We start from the raw sequence: 22,715 nt of genomic DNA, 5'->3' as shown, positions 1-22,715 counted from the left end.
TGCTGACCCGATCGCGGAATCGAGAAGAAGAAGGGAGGGCGGAGCACCATGAGCGGCATTCCCGAGCCCGCGGAGTTCCGCGCCGAGGCCCGCAACTGGCTGACCGGTGTGGCGAAGGAACGCACCGCGCAACGGGACTGGGGCCGGGGCGACGACTCGGTTGCGGTCTTCGAGAACCGGACCGAGTCCGAGGAGCGTGCCCACACCGACCTCATACGGCAGTGGGAACGCACCCGGTACGACCACGGCTGGGGCGCCCTCGACTGGCCACCGGAGTACGGGGGCCGCGAACTGCCCTCCTACTACGAGCAGTTGTACCGCGCGGAGGAGGCGGCCTTCGACGTGCCGCGGCGTACCGAGGTCTTCCCGGTCACCCAGCAGCTCGTCGCCCCCGCCGTCCGCGTCTGGGGCACCGACGAACAGAAGCGGCGCTGGCTGCGCCCCATGCTGCGCACCGACGAACTCGCCTGCCAGCTCTTCTCGGAGACCGAGGCCGGTTCCGACCTGGCCGGCGTCCGTACCCGCGCCGTACGGGAAGGCGACGGCTGGGTGGTGCGCGGCCACAAGGTCTGGACGTCCGGCGCCCGGGTCGCCACCTGGGGCGTGGCCGTCTGCCGCACCGACCCCGACGCCCCCAGGCACGCGGGCATCACCGTTTTCCTGGTCCGGATGGACGCGCCCGGCGTGACCGTACGGCCCATCCGCCAGATGACCGGCGGCGCCAGCTTCAACGAGGTCTATCTCGACGACGTGTTCGTGCCCGACACCGACCGGCTCGGTCCGGTCGGTGAGGGCTGGCGGGTCACCCTCACCGTGCTCGCCGCCGAACGCCTCGACTCCGGCGGCCTCGGCCTGGACAACGCCGAACGCGCCCTCGACCTCGCCCGGCGGCTGCCCCGCCCGCTCACCGGCGCAGAACAGCAGCAGGCGGCCGACCTGTACGTCCGCAGCCTCGTCCAACGGCTCACCGGACTCCGGGTGACGGCCGCCCTGGCGGCCGGCCGCGAACCGGGCGCCGAGGCCTCGGTCGGCAAGCTGCACGCCACCGCGACCATGCGCGCCACCACCGATCTCGTCCAGCAGCTCCTCGGACCACGGCTGGCCGCCGACACGGGGGAGTGGGGCACGTTCGCCTGGACCGAGCACCTGCTCGGCGCCCCCGGCTACCGCATCGCCGGCGGCAGCGACGAGATCCAGCGCAACATCCTGGCCGAGCGCGTGCTCCGGCTGCCCAAGGAACCCAAAGGGGTGGGGAGTTGAGTACGTCGACCGAAGTGGCCGAACTCGGCCGCCGGGTCCGCGAGCGGCTCGCCGACCGGCACCCGCACGAGACGCCGGGCGACCTGCGGACGCTGCCCGGCGGACACTCGGGCCTCACCTACTCGCTCACGGCGGGAGCGGTCTCGTACGTCGTGAAGGCGGTGCCACCCGGACAGCGTGCCGTAGGCCGCAACGACGTCCTGCGGCAGGCCCGGATCCTGCGCGCGCTCGCCGGGTCACCGGTGCCCGTCCCGGCCGTCGTGGCCGTGGACGAGAGCGAACCCGCCTGGTTCGCCATGGAGTTCGTGGACGGCGAGGCCGTCGAACCGGTCCTCGACGAGCACGGTCCGGAACCCGCACTGTGCCGGACCCGCATGCTGGCCCTGGCCGACGTGCTGCGGGATCTGCATCGGACCGCCGTCCCGTCGGATCCCGAACCCCTGACCCCGGTCGCGGAGTTGGCGCGATGGAGCCACACCATGCGGGCGGTCCCGCCCGAACTCCGCCCCGGCGCCGAGGAACTGCTGAGCACCCTGGCCGCACACATCCCCGACGGCACGGCACCCACCCTCACCCACGGCGACTTCCGCCTCGGCAACGTCCTGTGCCGCGGGGAACGGCCCACGGCCGTCGTCGACTGGGAGATCTGGGGGTACGGCGATCCGCGCATCGACCTCGCGTGGTTCCTCCTCTTCACCGACCACCGCAACTTCCCCCGCCTCGGCCACCCGGTCCCCGGGCTGCCCACCGAGGAAGAGCTGCTCACCGCCTACCTCGACGGCCGTCCCGAACCACCCGCCCTCGACTGGTTCCGCGCCCTGGCCCGCACCAAGATGGCCGCGATCATGGGTCACAACCTGCGCAGACACCGCGAGGGCAAGCACCACGACCCCGACCAGGAACGGCTGCCCCCGACCATCGCGGCGATGATCCGCACGGCCGGCGACATCCTCGCCCAGCGATCCCGAAGGACCCAACGGTCCCGACGGTCCCCACGGCCTTGAAGGAGCCGCACCATGGATTTCGGACTCTCGCCGAGGGCCGAGGAACTCCGTTCGCGCATGGCCGCGTTCATGGCGGAGTACGTCCTGCCCGCCGAGCCCGTCCACGACCGCCAGCTCGCCGAGGCGGACGACCCGCACCGACTCCCCCCGGTCATGCGGGAGCTGAAGGAGAAGGCGCGCGCCGAGGGGCTGTGGAACCTCTTCCTCGCCCACGGCGACTGGGGCGCCGGCCTCACCAACCTGGAGTACGCGCCGCTCGCCGAGCTGGCGGGCCGCTCCGTCATCGGCCCCGAGGTCTTCAACTGCTCCGCACCGGACACCGGCAACATGGAACTCCTCGCCCTCTTCGGCACACCGGAACAGCAGGACCGCTGGTTGCGACCGCTGCTGGCCGCCGAGATCCGCTCCTGCTTCGCCATGACCGAACCCGAGGTGGCCAGCTCCGACGCACGCAACATCCGCACCCGCATCACCCGGGACGGCGACGAGTACGTCGTCGACGGGCACAAGTGGTACACCTCGGGGATCCTCGACCCGGACTGCCGGCTGATCATCCTGATGGGGGTCTCCGACCCCGACGCTCCCACCTACCGGCAGCAGAGCATGCTGCTGATCCCGCGCGACACCCCCGGCATCAAAGTCCTGCGCGACCTGCCGATGTTCGGCTACACCGACCGCTGCGGCCACGGCGACGTGCTCTTCGAGGACGTACGCGTGCCCGCGTCCGCGCTGCTCGGCGGCGAGGGCGAGGGATTCGCCCTGGCGCAGGGGCGGCTGGGGCCCGGCCGTATGCACTACGCCATGCGCGCGGTCGGATTCGCCGAACGCGCCCTGGAGCTGATGTGCCGCCGGACCCTGACCCGGAGCGCCTTCGGCGGGCCGCTCGCCGAACAGGGCGTCGTGCGCGAGTGGATCGCCCGCAGCCGCATCGAGATCGAGCAACTGCGCCTGCTCGTCCTGAAGTCGGCCTGGCTGATGGACACCTCCGGCAACGCGGCCGCCCGCACCGAAGTCGCCGCGATCAAGGTGGCCGCACTGGAGGTGGCCCACCGGGTGGTCGACCGCGCGGTCCAGGCGCACGGGGCGGCCGGGGTCAGCGACGACACCGTACTGGCGCGCCTGTACGCCATCACCCGGGCGCTGCGGATCGCGGACGGGCCGGACGAGGTGCATCTGCGCACCGTCGCACGACGCGAACTGGCCAGGTATCCCGAGGAGTCGGCATGAACGCACAGGCATTGAACGCACAACCACTCAATGTGCTGCCGCTGGACGGACGGGTGGCCGTCATCACCGGCGGCTCCCGGGGGATCGGTCTCGGCATCGCGAAGGCGTACCGGGAGGCGGGCGCCCATGTGGTGATCGCCGCCCGCAAACCGGACGGACTGGCCGCCGCCCGCGAGGAGTTGCTGCGGGTCAAGGGCGACGGCGAGGTGCACCGGACGGTCGCCCACGCGGGCCGGCCGGAGGACGCCGAACGGTGTGCCGAGGAGACCATGGACCGGTTCGGCCGACTCGACGTGCTCGTCAACAACGCGGCCACCAACCCGTACATGGGCCCCCTCCTCGACCTCGACCCGTCGCGCGCCCACAAGACCGTGGAGGTCAACCAGTACGGCCCGGTCGTCTGGACCCGGTGCGCCTGGCGGGCATGGATGCGGGAGCACGGGGGAGCCGTCGTCAACATCGCCTCCGTCGGAGGCCTGGTCGTCGATCCGCACATCGGCTGGTACAACGCCACCAAGGCGGCGATGCTCCACCTGACCCGGCAACTCGCCTATGAACTGGGGCCGCACGCCCGCGTCAACGCCATCGCGCCCGGTCTGATCAAGACCGAACTGGCGCGGGCCGTATGGGAACCGCGGGAGCCGATCCTGACCGCGAAGCTCCCTCTGCGCCGACTGGGAACGGTCGAGGACGTGGCGAACGCGGCCGTGTTCCTCGCATCCGGGGCCTCCTCCTGGATGACCGGCCAGACGCTCGTCCTGGACGGCGGGGCGACCGCGCTGCCGATCGGGGTGGAAGGGTGACCGGCGCGGGCGCGCACCTGTTCTCGCTCGAAGGCCGGACGGCCGTGGTCACCGGGGCCTCGTCAGGACTGGGCGCGCGGTTCGCCACGGTGCTCGCGGCAGCCGGGGCCACCGTCTTCGCGGCCGCCAGACGACCGGACCGGCTGAAGGAACTGGCCGACGCCGACCCCCGCATCCACCCCGTCGTCTGCGACGTGGCGAAGGAGGCGGACCGCGTCCGGCTGGCCGGGACCGCCTTCGAGCACACCGGCAGGCTCGACGTGCTGGTCAACAACGCGGGGGCGTCCGGTGCCGTACGGGCCGAGGACGAGAGCCCCGGCGACTTCGCGGACGTCCTGGCCGTCAACCTCGTGGCGCCGTTCCACCTGGCCCGGCTGCTCGCCGAGGCACGGCGCGATCACGACCGTACGAGTTCGGTCGTCAACGTCTCGTCCGTCCTCGGGCTCGTCTCCGGTGCCCCGCTCGGCGGGGCCGCCTACGCCGCTTCCAAGGCCGGGCTCCTCGGGCTGACACGCGAGCTGGCCGGGCAGTGGGGAGGGGCGGGGGTACGGGTGAACGCCCTCGCCCCCGGCTGGTTCCGCTCCGAGATGACCGACGCGCTGTTCGCCGACGAGCGCTCCCGGCGCTGGGTGGAGCGCGGCACGATGCTCGGGCGCGGCGGCGCACCGGGCGAACTCGACGGCGCGCTGCTCTATCTGGCCTCGGACGCGTCCTCGTACTGCACCGGGCAGGTGCTCACCGTGGACGGCGGGTGGACGGCGCGATGAGGGTCACGGTCGGGATCGACGACGACGGGGTGGCCCTTGTCGAGATGTGCCGGGGTTCGGGCAACGCGATCGACCTCGCGATGGCCAGGGGGCTGCTGGAGGCGGCGCGGGAGTGCGAGGCGGCCCGGGTGCGGGCGGTGTTGCTCACCGGGCGGGGGAGCTCCTTCTGCGTGGGCGGCGACCTGAAGGAGTTCGGCGCGCTGCCGGGGGAACTGCTGGCGGGGCATCTCACCGATGTCACCGACGCCCTGCACGGGGCGCTGCGCATCTTCGCAGGGCTGGACGCGCCGCTGGTCGCGGCGGTGCAGGGAGCCGTCGCCGGGGCCGGACTCGGGCTCGCCATGGCCGCCGACCTGGCGTTCGCCGCCGACGACGCCGGTTTCATGGCCGCGTACACCGCGGTCGGGTACTCGCCGGACGCCGGGGTGAGCTGGCTGCTGCCCCGCCTCGTCGGCCCCAGGCGGGCGCTGGACCTGTTGCTGACCAACCGGCGGGTGTCCGCCGGGGAAGCGCTGGAGATCGGGCTCGTGAGCAGGGTCGTCGCACCCGAGCGGCTCCGGGAGGAGGCCGCGGGCGCCGCGAGGACACTGGCGCGCGGGGCCACCGAGGCGTACGGCGTGACGCGGCGGCTGGTCGCCGGCGCGTTCTCGGCCGGGCTGGACGAACAGCTCGACGCGGAGGCCCGCCGGCTGGCCGCCGCCGCGGTGTCCGGGGAGGGGCGGGAGGGCCTGGCCGCGTTCCTCGGCCGGCGACGGCCGGACTTCGTGCGTGCGGAAGCAGGGTGACGGGCGGAAGCACGGTGACGGGCGGAAGCACGGTGGGGCGGGGCACCGGCGGGCTGCGTCCCGTCGATTCGAAGCCAACCTGAACTTGGGTCTACTCTCGGACGACCGGACGGTGATCGGAACCGGCCGTGGAGCAGAGGGAGCGGCGATGGCAAGGGCGCGGATCGTGGATCCGGAGGAGGGGCCCAGGTCGAAGCGGGCGGCCATCCTGGTGGCCGCGGTGGAGCGGTTCGGGGAGGACGGCTACGAGAGCACCAAGTGGTCCGAGGTGGCCGACCGGGTCGGCATCGGGCAGACCGCGCTCTACCACTACTTTGAGTCGAAGGCCCACTGCCTGCTCACCATCATGCGCCTGGAGCTGCAGCGCTCCCACGACCAGTTCGTCGAGGCCACGAAGGACGTGACGGAGCCGGTCGAGGAGGTGCGCGCGGCGGTACGCGCCGCCTTCGCGGTCAGCGAGCAGGAGATCCGCCAGATGCGCATCCTCCAGGCCAACATGTCCCTGCTGGCCAACCCCCGCAAGTCCAAGCGGGAGGAGACCGAGCGGGTCGCGGCCCGCCAGCTGGTGCAGATGGTCGAGCGGGACTGGACGAACCTGCTGATGCGGGGCATGTCCAAGGGCGCCTTCCCGCTGCGTGACGCCCACACCCTCGGCCTGTCCGTGCTCGGCATGATCGTCAGCGTCTGGCGCTGGTACCGCCCGACCGGAGCGATCCCCCTGGCCGAGATCAGCGAGATGATCGAGGGATGCGTGGTGCGCATGGTCGCCGAGTAGTCTCCGGATCCGTCCCGCCTCTTGTCGGGGTCAGGGCGGCCGTCCTACAGTCAAACTGAACTGAACTCAGGTTGTTCCAAGGGGTGCGAGGGAGAACGATCGGCAATGGTGCTGCGCGAGTACATGGCCCGTATGGACGGCCAGGATCCGGAGAAGGCACTGGAGTTGGTGGAGCCCGGATTCCGGTTCCTCATCGCCCTGCCCGGCGGCGAGCGGAGCGGGACCTCGCGTGCGGAGTTCGCCGCGTACATAGCGGGGCGCCGGGCCGTGGACCGTACCCATGAGATCAAGAGGTTCGCGGTCGACGGCGATGTCGAGACGGCGTACGGCTTCGTCGTCGAGAAGGGTGTCACCACGGGGGCGTTCCTCTCCGCCGCCCAGATCTCGCCCGCCGGGCTGATGGCCCGCTACCAGTCCTTCTTCACCACCGACTTCGACCTGGTGGACCGGCCGTGACCGCCCCGGCCACGCAGTCCACCGCGGCGTTCCTGACCCGGTGGTTCGCCCTCCTCGACAGCGAGGACGCCGACCGCATCCTGGACCTGATCAGCGACGACTTCTCCTTCTCCATCCTCTTCTCGACCGGAGGCGGCGGCGCGACCGACTTCCATGGCGGCCGGGCCGAGCTGGAGGGCTACCTCGCCCAGCGCGAGGTGGGCGTCCGCACGCACCACCTGCTCACCGCGGGCACCGTCGGCCGGGACGAACTGTTCCTCGGCGAGGTACGGCGCTCCGGGGTGCCGGAGGCCACCTTCGTGGCAGGCGCCCGCCTCGACGACACCGGCCGGCTGCGCCGCCTGATGATCGGACGCTCGCCCGAGGTGCCGTTCACCTGAGAAGCCCGAGGAGGGCGCCGTGTACAACCTGATCCTGCTGGCCGCCCGGCCGCCCGAGTGGACCCACGAGCGGTTCATCGGCTGGTGGCGCGGCGAACACGCCGAACTCACCCGCGTCCTGCCCGGGCTGCGCTCCTGGCGGCACACCGACATCGACACGGCCCTCGAACCGCGCTCCGAGGGCTGGGACGGGGTCTCCGTCCTGGGCTTCGACACCGCCGAGGACCTGCGCAAGGCGCTCGCCAGTCCCGAGTGGGCGGCCGCGGTCGCCCAGGTCGGGGACATGCGGGGCCGGCGGATCGCCGTCATGGGCGGCGAGACGGAGCTGTACCCGGGCTGATCACGCCCGTCCGGGACGGACGGTCACCCACCACCTTTCACGCGAAGAGGCGAGGAAGCAGCGGATGCGACAGACAGTGCGGGAGTTCCAGGAACGCGCGGAGAGCGCCGACTTCACAGCCGTCGTCGACGACTTCGGCCGGCACGGCGCGCGTGACCTGCTGGCGCGCGCGGCCGAACTGGCCGACGCCATGGCACCGGACGGAACGCCCGGCGGGACCGTCCTGCTCCAGGCCGACAACTCCTGGCGCACCGTCGCCGCGACTCTCGCCGTGGGGCTGACCGGCGGGGTCCTGGCGCTGGTCAACCGGCACACGACCGAGGCCGAGTTCGCGGCGGCCCTGGAGGACATCCGCCCCGACGTCGTCATCGCCGAACCGTCCGCGGCCGAGGCATGGCGGGCGCGGGAGGGCGTCGCGGATGCCGGGGAAGGTGTGTCGGGTGCGTGGACGGCCGACGCCCTCGACGGCTGGGAGGTGCTCGCCGGCCACGGCCCGCGCGATGTCTCCCGCTGGTCCGGCGGCACGCTCGTCGGCCTCACCTCCGGCTCCACCGGGCGGCCCAAGGGGGTGGTCCAGTCCGAGAGCGCCCTGCGCTACGCATGCGCCCGCACCGCGGAGGTCAACGGACTGCGCGACGGCGACGCGGTGGCCGCGATCGTGCCGCTCTCCTCGACCGCGGCGTACTGCTTCGGCGTGTGCATGGCACTGATGCTGGGCGGCCCGCTCGTCCTCAGCGGCCGGTGGGACCGCGAGGAGGCGCTGACGCGGATGTCCGCGAACGACGTCCGATGGACCATGTGCGTGCCCACCATGGCACTCCAGATGGGCTCGGCGGCCGCGGGATCACGGGCTCTGGCAGGCGTCCGCTCGATCACGGTCGGCGGCGGTCCCATGGACCGCGGCGCCCTCGCCCGTGCCGAACGCTCGCTCGGGACCCGGATCCTGCGTGTCTTCGGCATGTCCGAATGCCTCGGGCACACCTCCCCGCGACCCGACGACCCCGAGGAGATCCGGCTGGGCCGGGACGGACGCCCTTTCCCCGGCACCGAGTTGCGCGCGGTCGGCGCCGACGGCACCGTCCTGGGCCCCGGCCGGACCGGCCGGGCCGAGGTCCGCGGCCCCTCTCTGTTCCTGGGGTACGCCAGGGACGGCAAGGTCGAGCCGCCCGCTCTCACCCCGGACGGCTTCTTCCCCACCGGGGACCTGCTGGTGACCGGCGACGACGGGACGGTCACCGTCATGGGCCGGGAGAAGGACGTCATCATCCGGGGCGGCCGCAACCTCGACATCACGGAGATCGAACGCGCCGTCGCCGCCCACCCGGGCATCGCCCGCGCCTGTGTGGTGCCCGTACCGGACCCGCTGCTCGGCGAACGGGCGGCCGTGCTCGTGGTCACGGAGGACGGCCACGAAGGCATCGGCCTCGACGACATCACCGCACACCTCGACCGTACCGGTCTGTCCAAGGCCAAGTGGCCCGAATTCGCCTTCACCGTGGCCGAGTTGCCCCAGACCACGGTGGGCAAGCTCGACCGCTCCGGAGCCCGCAGACTCGCCCACGAACTGCACACCCGGCTCTCCCCGGAGCCGGCCCCGCAACCGCACCGGCAACCGCATCGGCAAGGAGACGCATGACCACCCCCACGACCCGCACCTCCCGCTTCGACCGCGGCCGGTGGGCGGAGGCGGGAGCCGAGACCGTACGGCCCGGCGTCCACCGCATCCCGCTCCCGCTGCCGGACGACGGACTGCGGGCGGTCAACGTGTACGCGTTGGAAGGCCTCGTGGACGGGCTGGTCCTGATCGACGGGGGCTGGTCGATCCCCGAGTCCCGCAAGGCACTGGAGGAGGCGCTCGCCGCCCTCGGCCACGACCTCGGCGAGATCAGCCACATCCTGGTCACCCACATCCACCGCGACCACTACACCCAGGCCGTGACGCTGCGCAGACTGCTCGGCTCCCGGGTCTACCTGGGCGCCGGCGAACGCCGGGGCCTGGAACTGCTCGGAGCACTGCGCACGACGCGGCCGGCCGGTTCGCTGGAGACACTGACGCGGTCCGGCGCGGGCGAACTCGCCGAGCGCGTGGCCGCGATGGACCACGGCGACTTCGACCCGGGTGTGTGGGAGGCCCCGGACCGCTGGCTGGAGGCGGAGGAACTCCGGTTCGGCGACGCGCGGTTGCAGGTCGTCCCGACCCCGGGCCACACCCGGGGACACGTCGTCTACCTGGACCGGGCCCGGGGCCTGCTGTTCTCCGGGGACCACGTCCTGCCGCACATCACTCCGTCGATCGGCTTCGAACTCGGCCCTGCCGAACTGCCGTTGGGGGACTACCTCGACTCGCTGCGGATGCTGACGACGCTCGCGGACGCCCGGCTGCTGCCCGCGCACGGCCCGGTGGGCGACAGCGTGCACGGCAGGGTCGGGGAGCTGCTGGCCCATCACGACGACCGGCTCGCCCAGACCCAGGCGGTCCTCGGCGACCGTACTCTCAACGCCCACGACGTGGCGGGGGAGTTGGGGTGGACGCGGCGCAAGGTGCCCTTCACCGACCTGAACGCCTTCAACCAGATGCTCGCGGTCAACGAGACCGCGGCCCACCTCGACGTACTGGTGGCCCGCGGTCACGTCCGGCGCACCCGGTCGGCCGACGGCGTCGACCACTACACCGCGCCCCCTCGGACGCCGACCGCTCTCGCCTAGCGTGCCGTCCAGCCTCCGTCGACATACAGCTCCGAGCCGGTCATGAAGCTGGCGTCGTCGGAGGCCAGGAACGCCACGGCCGCCGCGACCTCCTCGGGCGTCCCGAGCCGGCCGAGCGGTGTGCCGTCGAGCATCGCCGCCAGCCGTGGTGTGCCCCGCCACAGTTCACGGGACCGGGGCGTCTCGATGAAACCGGGATGCAGGGAGTTGACCCGGACACCGCGCCGCGCCCAGTGCAACGCGGCGTTCTTCGTCATGAGACGCACGGCGCCCTTGGCCGCGTGGTAGGAGAACTGGGAGCCGAAACCGCCGACCGTACCGAAGATCGACGCGACGTTGACGACGGAGCCGCCCCCCGAACGCTCGATGGCCGCGCCGCCGTGCTTCATACCGAGCCAGACCCCGGTCTGGGTCACCCCGATCACCTGGTCCCAGGACTCCCGGGTCTCCGTCTCGACGGTGCGCATCGCGGCGATACCGGCGTTGTTCACCAGCACGGACAACGAGCCGAACCGACCGGTCACCCGGTCCACGACAGCCTCCCAGGCCGACTCGTCGCTCACGTCCAGCGCCAGCCCGACGGCCCCGCCGCCGACCTCGTCGGCGAGCTTCTCGCAGCCCTCCCCGTCGACGTCCGTCACCACCACCGTGGCGCCCTCGGCCGCGAGCCGTCGTACGACGGCGTCGCCGATGCCTCCGGTCGCGCCGGTCACCAGGACCACCCGGCCGCCCAGCCTCGCCTCCATCACACCCGTCCCTCCTTCGGTCCCTCAGCCCTTGACGCCGCGCCAGGCCAGCGCGCCGCCGTCGATCACATGGGCGGCGCCCGTGATGAACGCCGCGCTGTCCGAAGCCAGGAAGCAGGCGAGCCGCGCCACCTCCTCCGGCCGGCCCAGCCGTTCCACCAGCTGCGGGGCCACCAGTTCCCGTGCCATCGCCTCGCGGTCCCCGGCCGCGGCGGAGTACTCCCGCGTCAGCTGTGTGTCGATGACGCCGGGACAGAGACAGTTGCAGCGCACCGGGGCCAGGTCGACCGCGGTGACCTTGGTCAGATGGATGACACCGGCCTTGGTGACGCCGTAGGCGGGGCAGTTGGGGAAGCCGACCAGGCCGGAGACGGAGGCGGTGTTGACGATGGCCGGGCCGCGGGCGGAGCTGCGGAGGTACGGTGCCGCGAACTTGGTCGTCAGCCAGACGGCCTTGAGGTTGACCTCGTAGACGGCGTCCCAGACCTCCTCGGGGAGCGAACCGACACCGTGGTCCTGGCCGGTCGTGAACGCGGTGTCGATCACTCCGGCGTTGTTGACCAGCACATCGAGGCCGCCGAAGCGGTCAGCACACCCTGTCACCATGGCCTCGATGTCGTCGCGCACCCGCAGATCACACCCGACCGCCTCGGCCTTCGCCCCCTCGGCACGCACCATGTCGGCGCTCTCGCCGACGCCCGCCTCGTCGAGATCGGCGACGACCACGGCCGAGGCGCCCTGCCGGGCCAACTCCACCGCGATGGCCCGCCCGATGCCCCGGCCCGCCCCGGTGACGAGAGCGACCTTGCCCTTGAGGGAACCGTCCATGACCCACTCCCTTCCGCCGGAATGCCTGAACTGAACTAACTTCAGTCCATGGCCAGAGTCTAGGTTCCTGCAATGAGGGCGACAAGGAGTGCGCACCGGCGACTCCTCATTGGTGCGGGCCGTCCCTGTGGGGCGCTCCGCCGCGGCCGCCTACGTGAACCTGACTCACCGGGCCGAACCGGTCCCGGCCGTCAGCGCCTCGCACGCCGCCTGCCGGGCGTGGTCGCCGGGCAGGACAGTAACCCGAAGGACCGAAGCGACTGCGGTGAGTACCTGCGGTGTCGGGTTGCCCGAAGAGCGGCGATGCCTCCAGGCAACCCGACCTGAGGCGGCTCTGGAAGAACCCGAGCTTCTTCGGGCTGTACGAGGTGAGGATGTTCTTGGTCCGCTGGTGGTACACGAGTCCAACTGATCCTGAGCTGCAGGAATGAGTGAGATTGCCTGACGTGAGGCGAAGTTGGTCCGCTCCTGGTCCGGATCTTGGTGGGTGAGAGTGCTTTCACCGCGGTTTGGGTACGTTCGGCGTCCGGAGAGCCGGAAGGTGATCGTGCGACGAGCCGTCGGTGATCCCCTCCGCGTACGGATTCCGCCGCCCGCGTCCGGTGGGGATGGGCTGAGCCACCGGACACCGGAGCCGAGTACGCCAACGAGGCGGAACCGCCCGTCCACGCGCAGGAGACCGAGGCCTCGCGTGGGTGTCGCGGCTCGACGCAGGGACTCCCGTCGTCTGCGGTGGCGCCTTCACCGGCAACCATGCGACCGACCACGAACACGGCCCGTCCATCCCGTCCAGCCGCTGCTCCTGGTCGAAGTCCGCGTCGGCACCGGCCGCCACACCACTGTCGGCTTCGTCCGCGGCCGCCCCTGGCAGGCCAGAACGGATTCGCCGGGACGGAAAGGGGCGTCCTCGCCTTCCGGGGATTCGAATTCACCGACCGGTATCCCGTCCTCACCCGTGCCGCCGTACGGAGTCTCGGGCAGTGACAGGCCGCCGAAGAACAAATCGCTCGCGACGGCCATGCCACGACGGACGGTCACCTGGTGCTGAGGCCCGGATGAACTCCGTGAGCAACCGCCTCGTGTTTCAAGCGAGTTGAAGCATCTACACACTTCGCCTTGGAGGCTCACATGCCGGATTCTCCTGTCTCGATCTTCGAGCGACTCAGCGCTCTCACCACACCGAAGGACCCTCAAGTCCTCTTCCGTACCGTGCACGTCCTGGGCGGGGGGATCGGCGGGCTCCTCGCCGCGCGGGTGCTCGCTGACCACGCCGAGCACGTCGTGATTGTCGAGCCCGACAGGGCGGAGGCGGGAGCCAAGGGGGAGCCCCGCCCAGGTGTGCCGCAGGGCTACCAGGTCCACACGCTCTTGCCGGGCGGCCGTGCGCAGCTCGAACGCTGGTACCCCGGGATCATCCAGCGGGCCCTCGACGGGGGCGCGGTTCTGTCCAGTCCGCAGGACGCCGCGGCCTACCTCGACGGCGTGGAGCAGATCACCACACCCAACACCGAGCTCGTCACCAGCAGCCGCCCCTTCCTCGAAGCGCTGATCCAGAGTCACACCCTCAGCCTGCCGAACGTCGACGTGGCCATCGGCCGCGTGACGGGTCTGAACTACGCGCGCGGGGCCGTCGACGCGGTGCGCTACACGACGGACGGCAAGGAGACCGTCGCCACCACGGACTTCGTCGTCGACGCCACCGGCCGCGGCAGCAGGCTCTCCACCTGGCTGGACGAGGGAGGCTGGCCCCGTCCTGACCTGGAGCGGCTGAAAGTCGACATCCGCTACTTCACCGCCCGCTTCACCCGCTCCCCCGACTGGTCCGGCCCCTCCAGCGGCATCAGCCGCTACAGCCCGCACTTCCCGTCGAAAGGACTGGCTGTGGCAGCGGTCAACGCCATCGAGGGCCACCGGTGGGCAGTCATGCTCGCCTACTTCGGGAGCGAGAGCGAGCACGTGGGCACCGAGGACTTCCTCGCCCGCTGCCGCGAGCTGCAACCGATCTACCAAGAGGCGGCTGCCGGCGAGCTGATCGGTGAGGTGGTCTCCTACCGCCACCCCGACAGCAGGTGGCGCCACTTCGAGGAACTCGACCGCTTTCCCGCCCGCCTCGCAGTCATCGGCGATGCCGTGGCGTCGTTCAACCCCGTCTACGGGCAGGGCATGTCCTCCGCCGCGCTCCACGCGTCGTGCCTGTCGGAGTACCTGCGCTCCGCGCCGGACCTCGACGCTCCGGCGCGGTACTTCTTCGACCTGCAGAGGGTCATGGTCCAGGCCGCGTGGCAGACCTCCACGGCCGCCGACTCCGTCCGGCTGGGAGTCGCCAGGAACCCGACCACTGTGCAGGAACGTCGCTACGCGTGGGCCATGCAACAAGTGATGGCCGCGGCCAACCGAGACGTTCGGACAGCCACCGCCTTCCGGGCCGTCGGCTTCATGACCGCCCACCCGGCCACACTGCTCGCACCGGAGTTGGTGCGCCGGGCGGCGGCAGCCAATGACATACCGAACGAAGTGCTCCACCGCGAGTACGGACTCACGGAGCACGACGGCGAATCGACCCCGACCACCAATCGGTAGGCCACGCCCCTCCGCCACCTCGTTGACAGACTGTCAGGCGCTGCGGGCCGGATCGCTGTGGCGTGACTCCTCATGAACAAGCACAGCCGAGGAGTCGCTCTGGCTGTAGGACCCGCCGCGTTGACGCCGCCGCTGTCCGCCTGCTCTTCGGACCAGTCCGGCGGGCAGCCGCTGCGCGGACCAAGGCGAAGTCCTCGGCACAGCCCTCGCTGAAGCGCCGAGCCCGAGCCGGGCGCGAGGTAATCGCGCCGCCTCCTTGCGTCGACCCCGATCCGGCCTGCGAGCCGGGCGTCTTCGCTGTCGAATGCCTGCCACGTCGAACGCTTCGGCATGCCCGCAACGTGTGTATGGCGATGCTGTCACGTCAGAACTGGCAGTACCGAGCATGAGGACTGTCGTGACAAGGCTTGAACAAGGGATGCGGATCGCAGCGGGGGCAGTTGTACTTTCCTTCCTCCTGTCCGCGTGCGGCTCTGCGGAGGGAACCCAGCCGAGTAAGACACAGCAGGTCAGCCTGATCCCGACCAGTGATCCCTCCTTGAACGTTCCGCAAGGGGGCGTCGAACCAGCCACTCCCACGACCGTGACCGTGCGGGTCGACGACGAACTCAAGTCCGTAGTGGTCGACGGGAGCGGCAAGACCGTCTACGTTTTCGAAAGGGACGAGGCGACTCCGGGCAAGTCGAACTGCGTCGCGGAATGCGCCCACGAACCGGGCGACACCAAGGGGCAGGGGTATCAGAAGGCGTGGTACGCCGCAGCCGTGGACGGCGCCAAGACGGGTGCCGGCAGGCCGGCTCTGGGCGTCCTCGACAGCCCGAAGCTGGGCCGGGTCCTCCAGGACAGGAACGGACGCACGCTCTACCTCTTCACCAAGGACACCCCGTGGCCGATGACCACAGCCTGCGATGCCAAGTGTCTCCAGAAGTGGACGCCGAGCGCCCCGGTCACCGCTGCTGATGCCGAGGCCGCGGGTCTCAGCCCGGAGGTCCTCTTCACGTTCAGCACACCAGGTGGAACCGACCAGGAATCGTTCAACTGCTGGCCCGCCTACACCTTCGACGGAGACAAAGCACCCGGCGACACGAACGGCCAGGGGGCCAACGGAGTGTGGTTCGCGATCAAGGCCGGCATCCCCAAGAGCGACCGGGGCGAGACAGTCCCTGCGGCCGGACGGAACCAAAACTGACTCCTGGCACGGACAGGGACTGGGGCCCAGGAGCCCGGTCTTCTGGACCAGGAATTCGCGTCAGCCGCTTCCACCAGTGATGGAAGTTGCCACACCTACGAAGGCAGGACTACGACATGACCTCGGCCGCCGGCCACGATGACGAAGACCCGCAGGACTACCCGTTCGTGAGCGCCACCGCCCTCGAACCACCCGCCCAGTGGGCCGGGCTGCGCGAGAAGTGCCCCGTGACATGGGTACGCACACCCGGCGGTGACGAGACCGCGCTGCTGACCCGCTACGAAGACGTCCGCAAGCTGTTCGCCGACCGCAGATTCCGCCGGAACCTGGCCGCGGAGGACACCTCCCGGCTGGGCGACACCGAGGACGGCGCACTGTTCTACAACCCCGATGCCGGCGGAGACGGTTTAGCGGACGCCGGCCGCGACGAGCGATTCGAGCACACCCGCTGGCGTGCCGTCCTCACCCGGGCCCTGACCGGGCGGCGGCTCGACGAACTGCGCCCCCGTATCGCCGCGAAGGCCGACGAGCTCATCGACGCCATGACCGCGCGTCCGGGTCCCGCCGATCTGATCAGTGCCCTCGCGAGGCCGCTGCCCCTGTGGGTGATCTGCGAAGCCCTCGCCATCCCGCACCAGGACCACGACCGGATTCTGCAATGGTCGACGGTCCTGCTCAGCCTCACCCGCCACACACAGGGCGAGATGGACCAGGCCGGAGGCGATTTCTACGACTACATGATCGCGCACATAGAGAGCCGGCGCGCCGCCCCCGGCGACGACGTCATCAGCGAACTCGCCGCGATCGTCGACGCGGACGACGGACGCTTCAACGAACCCGAGCTCGCGAGCGCGGGAATCGGTCTGCTCGTCGCCGGACACGAGACCACCTCCCAGATGATCGGCAAGATGACCGCGATGCTGCTCGCCGATCCCGACCGCTGGCGCGAACTGCTGGCCGACCCCGGGCTCGTACCCACCGCGGTGGAGGAAGCGCTGCGCTTCGACGCCAACCACGGCTTCGCATTGCCGCGCTACCTCTCCGCCGACATGGAGTTCGGCGGCACCACCCTCACCCGCGGCTGCACCGTCATGGCCGAGATCGCTGCGGCCAACCGTGACGGGACCGTCTTCCCGCACCCGGACCGGATGGATCTGCGGCGCGCCCCCAACCCTCATCTCACCTTCGGATACGGTCCCCAGATCTGCGTGGGCCGTGAATTCGCCCGCACCGAACTGAGGACCGTTCTGGCCACCCTGCTCAAGAGGCTTCCGACGCTCGAACTCGCGTTACCGGCCGCGCAGTTGAAGCGTAGGTCAGGGATTCTGGTCGGCGGCTTGGAGGAGCTGCCGGTCCGCTGGTGACGGCCGGGCTACCGGTGTCAGCCGTTCCAGGATGTGTGACACCTCGTTCGCCGTACGTCCGGAGGTAGATGAGGACGAACGCTTCCCGGTGTTCCGGGGACAGGTCGCGCAGGAGAGGGGCCACGTCGAGGGAGTCCAGGAGAGAGTCGGTCTCGTCGGGCAGTGCCGTGTCGGGACTGTCGCGGGTGGGGGTTTCGCGACGGACGTGATCACTGCGCGTCCGGTCGGTGATCAGCTTCGGGGCAGCGGCGGCTCGCGCGGTGATGTCCCTAGGGGCTGTCCGGCGGATCTTGTGACCGTCTCCGTCTTGGTTCGTTGGCATGCGCATGGGGCGGGGAGATCTCACAAGAGGTGAATGGGTTCGGCTGAAGCCGCATCTGCCGAAGTCCGGGCTCCGTGAGGGACGTTGGGGCAGTCATCGCAGGATCATCAACGGGATCCTGCACCGGACCCGGACCGGGGTGCCGTGGCGGGATCTGCCTGCGCGTTTGGTAGTGGGGACGCCGTTTGGTCCGCGGCTGGTCCGGGACGGGTTCACTGGCAGTTCGAACACTGACGTAAGGCATTGAGTTGATTGCGCAGGGTGTCTCCCGTGTCGGATCGCCTGGAGCGTAACGAAGCCTCCAGGCAACCGACTTCAGGCTCTAGAAGAAGCCAAGCTTCTGAGGGCTGTAAGAACAAAGAATGTTCTTCGTCTGCTGGTAGTGCTCCAGCATCATCTTGTGGGTCTCGCGGCCGATCCCCGACTGCTTGTAGCCGCCGAACGCCGCGTGCGCCGGATACGCGTGGTAGCAGTTGGTCCACACCCGGCCCGCCTGGATCGAGCGGCCCGCGCGGTACGCGGTGTTGATGTCGCGGGTCCAGACGCCCGCGCCGAGGCCGTACAGCGTGTCGTTGGCCATCTTGATCGCGTCGTCGAAGTCGTCGAAGGACGTCACCGAGACGACCGGGCCGAAGATCTCCTCCTGGAAGATCCGCATCCGGTTGTCGCCCTCGAAGATGGTCGGCTGGACGTAGTAGCCGCCCTTCAACTCTCCGTCGTAGTCGATGCGTTCGCCGCCGGTGAGGACCCTCGCCCCCTCCTGCCGGCCGATGTCCAGGTAGGAGAGGATCTTCTCCAGCTGGTCGTTGGAGGCCTGGGCGCCGATCATCGTGTCGGTGTCGAGCGGGTGACCCGGCTTGATCAGGCGGGTGCGGGCGACCGCCGCCTCCATGAACTCGGCGTAGTGGCCCCGCTGGACGAGGGCCCGGGACGGGCAGGTGCAGACCTCGCCCTGGTTGAGCGCGAACATCGTGAACCCTTCGAGGGCCTTGTCGCGGAAGTCGTCGTCGTGCGCCCAGACGTCGTCGAAGAAGATGTTCGGGGACTTGCCGCCCAGTTCGAGCGTGACCGGCTTGATGTTCTCCGAGGCGTACTGCATGATCAGCCGCCCCGTGGTGGTCTCACCGGTGAAGGCGACCTTCGCCACCCGCGGGCTGGACGCGAGCGGCTTGCCCGCCTCCACGCCGAACCCGTTGACGATGTTCACCACGCCCGGCGGCAGCAGATCGGCGATCAGGCTCATCCAGTAGTGGATGGAGGCGGGTGTCTGCTCGGCCGGCTTGATGACGACCGCGTTGCCGGCGGCCAGCGCGGGCGCCAGCTTCCAGGTCGCCATCAGGATGGGGAAGTTCCACGGGATGATCTGCGCGACGACGCCGAGCGGCTCGTGGAAGTGGTACGCCACCGTGTCGTCGTCGACCTCGCCCAGTGAACCCTCCTGCGCGCGGATCGCCCCCGCGAAGTAGCGGAAGTGGTCGATGGCGAGGGGGATGTCGGCGGCCAGTGTCTCGCGCACCGGCTTGCCGTTCTCCCAGCTCTCGGCGACCGCGAGCTGTTCGAGGTGGGCCTCCATCCGGTCGGCGATCTTCAGGAGGATGTCGGAGCGTTCCGTCACCGACGTACGGCCCCAGCCCGGCGCGGCCGCGTGCGCCGCGTCCAGCGCCCGCTCCACGTCCTCGGCGGTGCCCCGCGCGATCTCGGTGAACGGCTGCCCGTTCACCGGCGACGGGTTCTCGAAGTACTGACCGCGGGCCGGCGGCACCCACTCGCCGCCGATGAAGTGGTCGTAGCGCGCCTGGTAGGAGACGATCGCGCCCTCGGTGCCGGGCGCCGCGAAACGGGTCATGGTGGCCTGCCTCCTTGCAGATGCGCTGCCCGCCGTTGGGCAGCTCTCGGCGCGGAGGCTAGAGGAGCGGACGTTGCGAACACGTTGCGCCGCAGGTCAGCCGACCGGTGCCGCGAGCTCCGCCTCCAGGGCCGCCAGCCGGGACCGCACGACCGCCGTCGGCCGCACCGCCGCCAGCGCCCGCCACACCTCCACGTCGTCCTCGCCCCACGGCGCGTGCGCCCAGTCCGCCAGCAGGTCGGGATCCTGACACCCGATCAGCGCGGCCCGGAGCCCGTTGGCCAGCCGCTGCCTGAGCCGTACGACCGCGGGTGCCTGCGAACCCGGCAGCAAGGGCCCCGTGTACGCCCCCGCGGCCGCCGCCACCGCGCCCGTCTCCAGCCGCCGCTCCACCACGGTCGCGTCCGACTCGACCGGCGCGGTCAGCCGGTACGGCCGGGACGCGAGCAGCCCCGGGCCCAGCAGCCGGCGCAGCCGGACCAGTTCCGCCCGCAGCGTCACCGGCGTCACCGACTCGTCCTCGTAGAGCGCGCAGAGCAGTTCGTCGCCGGTCAGCCCCTCCGGGTGGCGGGAGAGCAGCACCAGCAGTTCGCTGTGCCGGCGTCCGAGCCGCAGCCGACGGCCGTCCAGCCGCAGTTCGGCCTCGTCCCGGCCGAGCGCCGTCAGCGCCGGCGCCTCGTCGGCGGGCACCGGCGGATCGAGCAGCGCCAGCTGCGACTCGGCGGCCCGCGCCACCGCCTGGACGAAGCCCAGGCTGTGCGGATGCGCCAGCCGGTCGCCGCCGGTGATGTCGACGGCGCCCAGCACCCGCCCGGTGCGCGGATCGTGCACCGGCGCCGCCGCGCAGGTCCACGGCTGCACCCGGCGGATGAAGTGCTCCGCGGCGAACACCTGCACCGGCCGGTCCACGGCCACCGCCGTGCCCGGCGCGTTGGTCCCGACCGCGGTCTCCGACCAGCGGGCGCCCGGCACGAAGTTCATCCGGTCCGCCCGCCGCCGGGTCGCCGGATGCCCCTCGACCCACAGCAGCCTGCCGTCCGCGTCGCACACCGCCAGCAGATGCTCGCCGTCCGCCGCGAAGGTGCCCATCAGCTCCCGGAACAGCGGCATCACCCGGGCCAGCGGATGCTCCGCCCGGTACGCCCCGAGGTCACCGTCCGTCAGTTCCACGCGCGCCGCGCCGTCCGGCCCCACCCCGGCCCGCGCGGAACGCCGCCACGACTCGGCAACCACGGACCGCACCGGACGCGGCACGGTGCCCGCCGTGGTGAACGTCTCGTGCGCCCGGCGCAGCACCCGGACGCGCTCGGCAGGGTCGGCCCCCGGCTCCAGGGCCACCCAGGGATCGGTCAACTCGGCCTCCCGACGGCGATGCGGCTGCGGACATCGTCACTCGCGGTGTCCGCGCCGACAACCGTTTCGACCGGCCTCACCGAGACGACAGCCGCACCGGCTCACTCCGACTGGACGACCAGTTTCATGTAGCGCACCCAGTCCCAGTGCTTGCCCGGATCGGTGTGGTCGGTCCCCGGTACCTCGACGTGGCCGATGACGTGGTCCCGGTCTTTCGGGATGCCGAATCTGTCACAGATGGACGCCGTCAGCCGCGCCGACTCCCGGTACAGGGCGTCGGTGAAGTACTCCGGCTTGTCCACCCAGCCCTCGTGCTCGATGCCGACGCTCCGCGTGTTGTAGTCCCAGTTCCCCGCGTGCCAGGCCACGTCCGACTCCCGCACGCACTGCGCGACATGCCCGTCGGCCGAGCGCACCAGGTAGTGCGCGGACACCCGCTTCTTCGGGTTCTGGAAGATGGACAGCGTGCCCGCGTACGACTGCTGAGTGACATGGATGATCACCCGGTCGACGGCGTAGTCGTCGGGGCGGTTGGCCGGCGTCCGGTTCTCGCCGCTCGCCGCCTGCCACTCCGCCGACGGATAGTCGACGACCCCGGTCTGCGCGCCCGCCCGGCCCGCGGGGAGCAGCGCGTACGGGACGACGGCGAGCGCCGCGCCCTTCAGGAGCCGTCGCCTGCCGAGGAGCGGTCGTGCCCGGTCCATGGATGGGGTGCCTTTCGCAAGCGTGCTCGAAGCACGGGGAGTCGAGGGGTGGTCAGCGGCGCAGGGTCGCCGCCGTCTCGCGCAGTCGCGCATGCAGTCCGCGGTAAGTCTCGCGCGCGGGCAGCCACTCCTTGCGGAGCTTGGCCACGCACGTGTAGTTGGTGTCGCACACGTTGGCCAACGGCGATTCCACCGTCTGGGTTGCGTACTGGTACGCGTCGAGTTCGCCGAAGCCGTAGTCGCGCACCAGCCACTGCACCAGGTCGAGCTGCGATATCCGGAAGGCGTCCTCCAGCGGACGCGCCGAGCCCGTCGAGACGATGTGCGTGTCCGACTCCAGGCGGGGCCACGGCGTCGCGATCCCCTTCAGCAGCTCGACGATCACCACGGTGTTCATCGCGCACTCCACTGCCACCCCGCAGGTCTCGCCCTCGCCCTGCCGGGCGTGCCCGTCGCCGAGGCTGAGCAGTGCGCCCTCGACGTTGACCCCGAGGTAGCAGGTGACGCCGGCCCGCATCTCGGGCGTGTCCATGTTCCCGCCGTGCGCGTCCGGCACCAGGGCCGAGCGCACCTCCAGATTGGCGGGGGCCACCCCGACCGTGCCGTGCATCGGGTCCAGCGGCAGCTCCAGCTCGATGTCGCCCTCGTGCGCCCGGAACAGGGCCGTGCGCCGGGCGCGGTCCAGCTGCCAGATCCACACCTTCTCCGGCAGCGGCGGCTGGAGGGTCGCCGTGGTGTGCGTGGAGGTGAGCGCGCCGAACAGGGGGACCGTCGTCGACGCCGCCCAGTCCCGCGCGGGTTCGATCGACACGAAGTGCACCGCGACGGTGTCGCCCGGCTCCGCGCCCTCGACGTGGAAGGGCCCGGTCTGCGGGTTGAGGAACGGGAACTCGCACACCTCGGACACCAGGTCCTTCTCGGACCGCACCCGTCCGGCGAAGCAGTCCTCCGTGTACAGGTCGAGGACCGTGCCGGGCGCGATCCGCGCCACCGGCGGCGCCCCGCCGAACGTCCAGGCGTACTCGTCCGGTCCGGGGCGGACGGTGAGGATCCGGGGGTCGGTCATTGCGGTGTTGCTCCGTTCTGTGCGGCGACGGTGCCTGTGGTGTCCTCGTCGAGGTGGACCCGCGCGGTCTCGGCCATGCGCTCGGGGTGACGCCGGATCAGCACCAGGAGCAGGACCACCCCGATCGCCATCCGGACGGCGGCCACCGGACCGCCGTACGAGACCGGGGCGGTCGGCTTCGTCACGGAGCCGAAGACTGCCTCCGACGTGAGTG

Annotated in this window: 22 protein-coding genes and 1 pseudogene; 16 read left to right on the top strand and 7 right to left on the bottom strand. The window is 71.0% G+C overall.

Translation table 11 applies throughout. The features are described from left to right. Positions 1-48: 48 nt before the first annotated feature. The 12 genes from ACFWPQ_RS02740 to ACFWPQ_RS02685 all read left to right on the top strand — a co-directional run bounded on the left by ACFWPQ_RS02740 (position 49) and on the right by ACFWPQ_RS02685 (position 10,503). Entirely contained in the window at positions 49-1,260 is a 1,212-nt protein-coding gene (locus tag ACFWPQ_RS02740; protein ID WP_384029223.1) for an acyl-CoA dehydrogenase family protein, read from the top strand. Continuing rightward, positions 1,257-2,264, top strand: coding sequence for a phosphotransferase family protein (locus ACFWPQ_RS02735; RefSeq protein ID WP_384029221.1), 1,008 nt, complete (start codon positions 1,257-1,259; stop codon positions 2,262-2,264). Before ACFWPQ_RS02740 ends, ACFWPQ_RS02735 begins: the two co-directional genes overlap by 4 nt. A gap of 12 nt (positions 2,265-2,276) precedes the next feature. Beyond that, positions 2,277-3,491, top strand: coding sequence for an acyl-CoA dehydrogenase family protein (locus ACFWPQ_RS02730; protein ID WP_384029219.1), 1,215 nt, complete (start codon positions 2,277-2,279; stop codon positions 3,489-3,491). After that, the gene (locus tag ACFWPQ_RS02725) at positions 3,488-4,294 is read left to right on the top strand and encodes an SDR family oxidoreductase (protein WP_384029217.1); all 807 of its coding nucleotides are present in this window, start codon (positions 3,488-3,490) and stop codon (positions 4,292-4,294) included. Before ACFWPQ_RS02730 ends, ACFWPQ_RS02725 begins: the two co-directional genes overlap by 4 nt. Continuing rightward, positions 4,291-5,061, top strand: coding sequence for an SDR family NAD(P)-dependent oxidoreductase (locus tag ACFWPQ_RS02720; RefSeq protein ID WP_384029215.1), 771 nt, complete (start codon positions 4,291-4,293; stop codon positions 5,059-5,061). The genes ACFWPQ_RS02725 and ACFWPQ_RS02720 overlap by 4 nt, the downstream gene beginning before the upstream one ends. Beyond that, complete coding sequence (locus tag ACFWPQ_RS02715) at positions 5,058-5,846, top strand: enoyl-CoA hydratase-related protein (RefSeq protein WP_384029213.1); 789 nt, start codon at positions 5,058-5,060, stop codon at positions 5,844-5,846. The genes ACFWPQ_RS02720 and ACFWPQ_RS02715 overlap by 4 nt, the downstream gene beginning before the upstream one ends. A 148-nt stretch (positions 5,847-5,994) precedes the next feature. Further along, positions 5,995-6,621, top strand: a complete 627-nt coding sequence (locus ACFWPQ_RS02710) for a TetR/AcrR family transcriptional regulator (RefSeq protein ID WP_361290998.1) — start codon at positions 5,995-5,997, stop codon at positions 6,619-6,621. Positions 6,622-6,726: 105 nt separating this feature from the next. Next, positions 6,727-7,077, top strand: coding sequence for a nuclear transport factor 2 family protein (locus ACFWPQ_RS02705; protein ID WP_361291001.1), 351 nt, complete (start codon positions 6,727-6,729; stop codon positions 7,075-7,077). Then, positions 7,074-7,457, top strand: coding sequence for a nuclear transport factor 2 family protein (locus ACFWPQ_RS02700; RefSeq protein ID WP_384029211.1), 384 nt, complete (start codon positions 7,074-7,076; stop codon positions 7,455-7,457). Before ACFWPQ_RS02705 ends, ACFWPQ_RS02700 begins: the two co-directional genes overlap by 4 nt. A gap of 19 nt (positions 7,458-7,476) precedes the next feature. Beyond that, positions 7,477-7,797, top strand: coding sequence for an EthD family reductase (locus ACFWPQ_RS02695; RefSeq protein WP_361291007.1), 321 nt, complete (start codon positions 7,477-7,479; stop codon positions 7,795-7,797). A gap of 64 nt (positions 7,798-7,861) precedes the next feature. Beyond that, complete coding sequence (locus tag ACFWPQ_RS02690) at positions 7,862-9,433, top strand: class I adenylate-forming enzyme family protein (RefSeq protein WP_384029209.1); 1,572 nt, start codon at positions 7,862-7,864, stop codon at positions 9,431-9,433. Beyond that, positions 9,430-10,503: an MBL fold metallo-hydrolase gene (locus tag ACFWPQ_RS02685; RefSeq protein WP_384029207.1), complete on the top strand. Its 1,074-nt coding sequence runs from the start codon at positions 9,430-9,432 to the stop codon at positions 10,501-10,503. Before ACFWPQ_RS02690 ends, ACFWPQ_RS02685 begins: the two co-directional genes overlap by 4 nt. Here ACFWPQ_RS02685 and ACFWPQ_RS02680 read toward each other — a convergent pair. Next, positions 10,500-11,249: an SDR family NAD(P)-dependent oxidoreductase gene (locus ACFWPQ_RS02680; protein ID WP_384029205.1), complete on the bottom strand. Its 750-nt coding sequence runs from the start codon at positions 11,247-11,249 to the stop codon at positions 10,500-10,502. The two genes, ACFWPQ_RS02685 and ACFWPQ_RS02680, sit on opposite strands and share 4 nt — an antisense overlap. A 24-nt stretch (positions 11,250-11,273) precedes the next feature. Further along, positions 11,274-12,077, bottom strand: a complete 804-nt coding sequence (locus ACFWPQ_RS02675) for an SDR family NAD(P)-dependent oxidoreductase (protein WP_384029203.1) — start codon at positions 12,075-12,077, stop codon at positions 11,274-11,276. A 1,128-nt stretch (positions 12,078-13,205) separates the two neighbouring features. On the opposite strand from ACFWPQ_RS02675, the gene ACFWPQ_RS02670 reads away from it, so the two are divergent. The 4 genes and pseudogenes from ACFWPQ_RS02670 to ACFWPQ_RS02655 all read left to right on the top strand — a co-directional run. After that, complete coding sequence (locus tag ACFWPQ_RS02670; RefSeq protein WP_384029201.1) at positions 13,206-14,657, top strand: FAD-dependent oxidoreductase; 1,452 nt, start codon at positions 13,206-13,208, stop codon at positions 14,655-14,657. 385 nt (positions 14,658-15,042) lie between these two features. Then, positions 15,043-15,846, top strand: a complete 804-nt coding sequence (locus tag ACFWPQ_RS02665; RefSeq protein WP_384029199.1) for a hypothetical protein — start codon at positions 15,043-15,045, stop codon at positions 15,844-15,846. A gap of 116 nt (positions 15,847-15,962) precedes the next feature. Continuing rightward, complete coding sequence (locus ACFWPQ_RS02660; protein ID WP_384029197.1) at positions 15,963-17,210, top strand: cytochrome P450; 1,248 nt, start codon at positions 15,963-15,965, stop codon at positions 17,208-17,210. 326 nt (positions 17,211-17,536) lie between these two features. After that, positions 17,537-17,698, top strand: a pseudogene (locus tag ACFWPQ_RS02655) (transposase); the annotation flags it as partial. Positions 17,699-17,854: 156 nt separating this feature from the next. Here ACFWPQ_RS02655 and adh read toward each other — a convergent pair. The 5 genes from adh to ACFWPQ_RS02630 form a co-directional block, all read right to left on the bottom strand. After that, complete coding sequence (gene adh / locus ACFWPQ_RS02650; protein ID WP_384029195.1) at positions 17,855-19,378, bottom strand: aldehyde dehydrogenase; 1,524 nt, start codon at positions 19,376-19,378, stop codon at positions 17,855-17,857. 96 nt (positions 19,379-19,474) lie between these two features. Then, positions 19,475-20,731, bottom strand: coding sequence for a GAF domain-containing protein (locus ACFWPQ_RS02645; protein ID WP_384029193.1), 1,257 nt, complete (start codon positions 20,729-20,731; stop codon positions 19,475-19,477). A gap of 101 nt (positions 20,732-20,832) precedes the next feature. Further along, complete coding sequence (locus ACFWPQ_RS02640; RefSeq protein WP_384029191.1) at positions 20,833-21,435, bottom strand: N-acetylmuramoyl-L-alanine amidase; 603 nt, start codon at positions 21,433-21,435, stop codon at positions 20,833-20,835. 52 nt (positions 21,436-21,487) lie between these two features. After that, on the bottom strand, positions 21,488-22,501 hold the full coding sequence (locus ACFWPQ_RS02635) for an acetamidase/formamidase family protein (RefSeq protein ID WP_384029189.1): 1,014 nt from the start codon (positions 22,499-22,501) through the stop codon (positions 21,488-21,490). Next, a complete protein-coding gene (locus ACFWPQ_RS02630) occupies positions 22,498-22,686 on the bottom strand; it encodes a hypothetical protein (RefSeq protein ID WP_384029187.1) in 189 nt (62 codons plus the stop codon). The genes ACFWPQ_RS02635 and ACFWPQ_RS02630 overlap by 4 nt, the downstream gene beginning before the upstream one ends. Positions 22,687-22,715: the final 29 nt, after the last annotated feature.

This window comes from Streptomyces sp. NPDC058464 (assembly GCF_042721035.1).
In the GTDB taxonomy this organism is placed as follows: domain Bacteria; phylum Actinomycetota; class Actinomycetes; order Streptomycetales; family Streptomycetaceae; genus Streptomyces.
The sequence above is the reverse complement of the archived record's forward strand: the minus strand, read 5'-3'. Positions and strand labels throughout refer to the sequence as shown.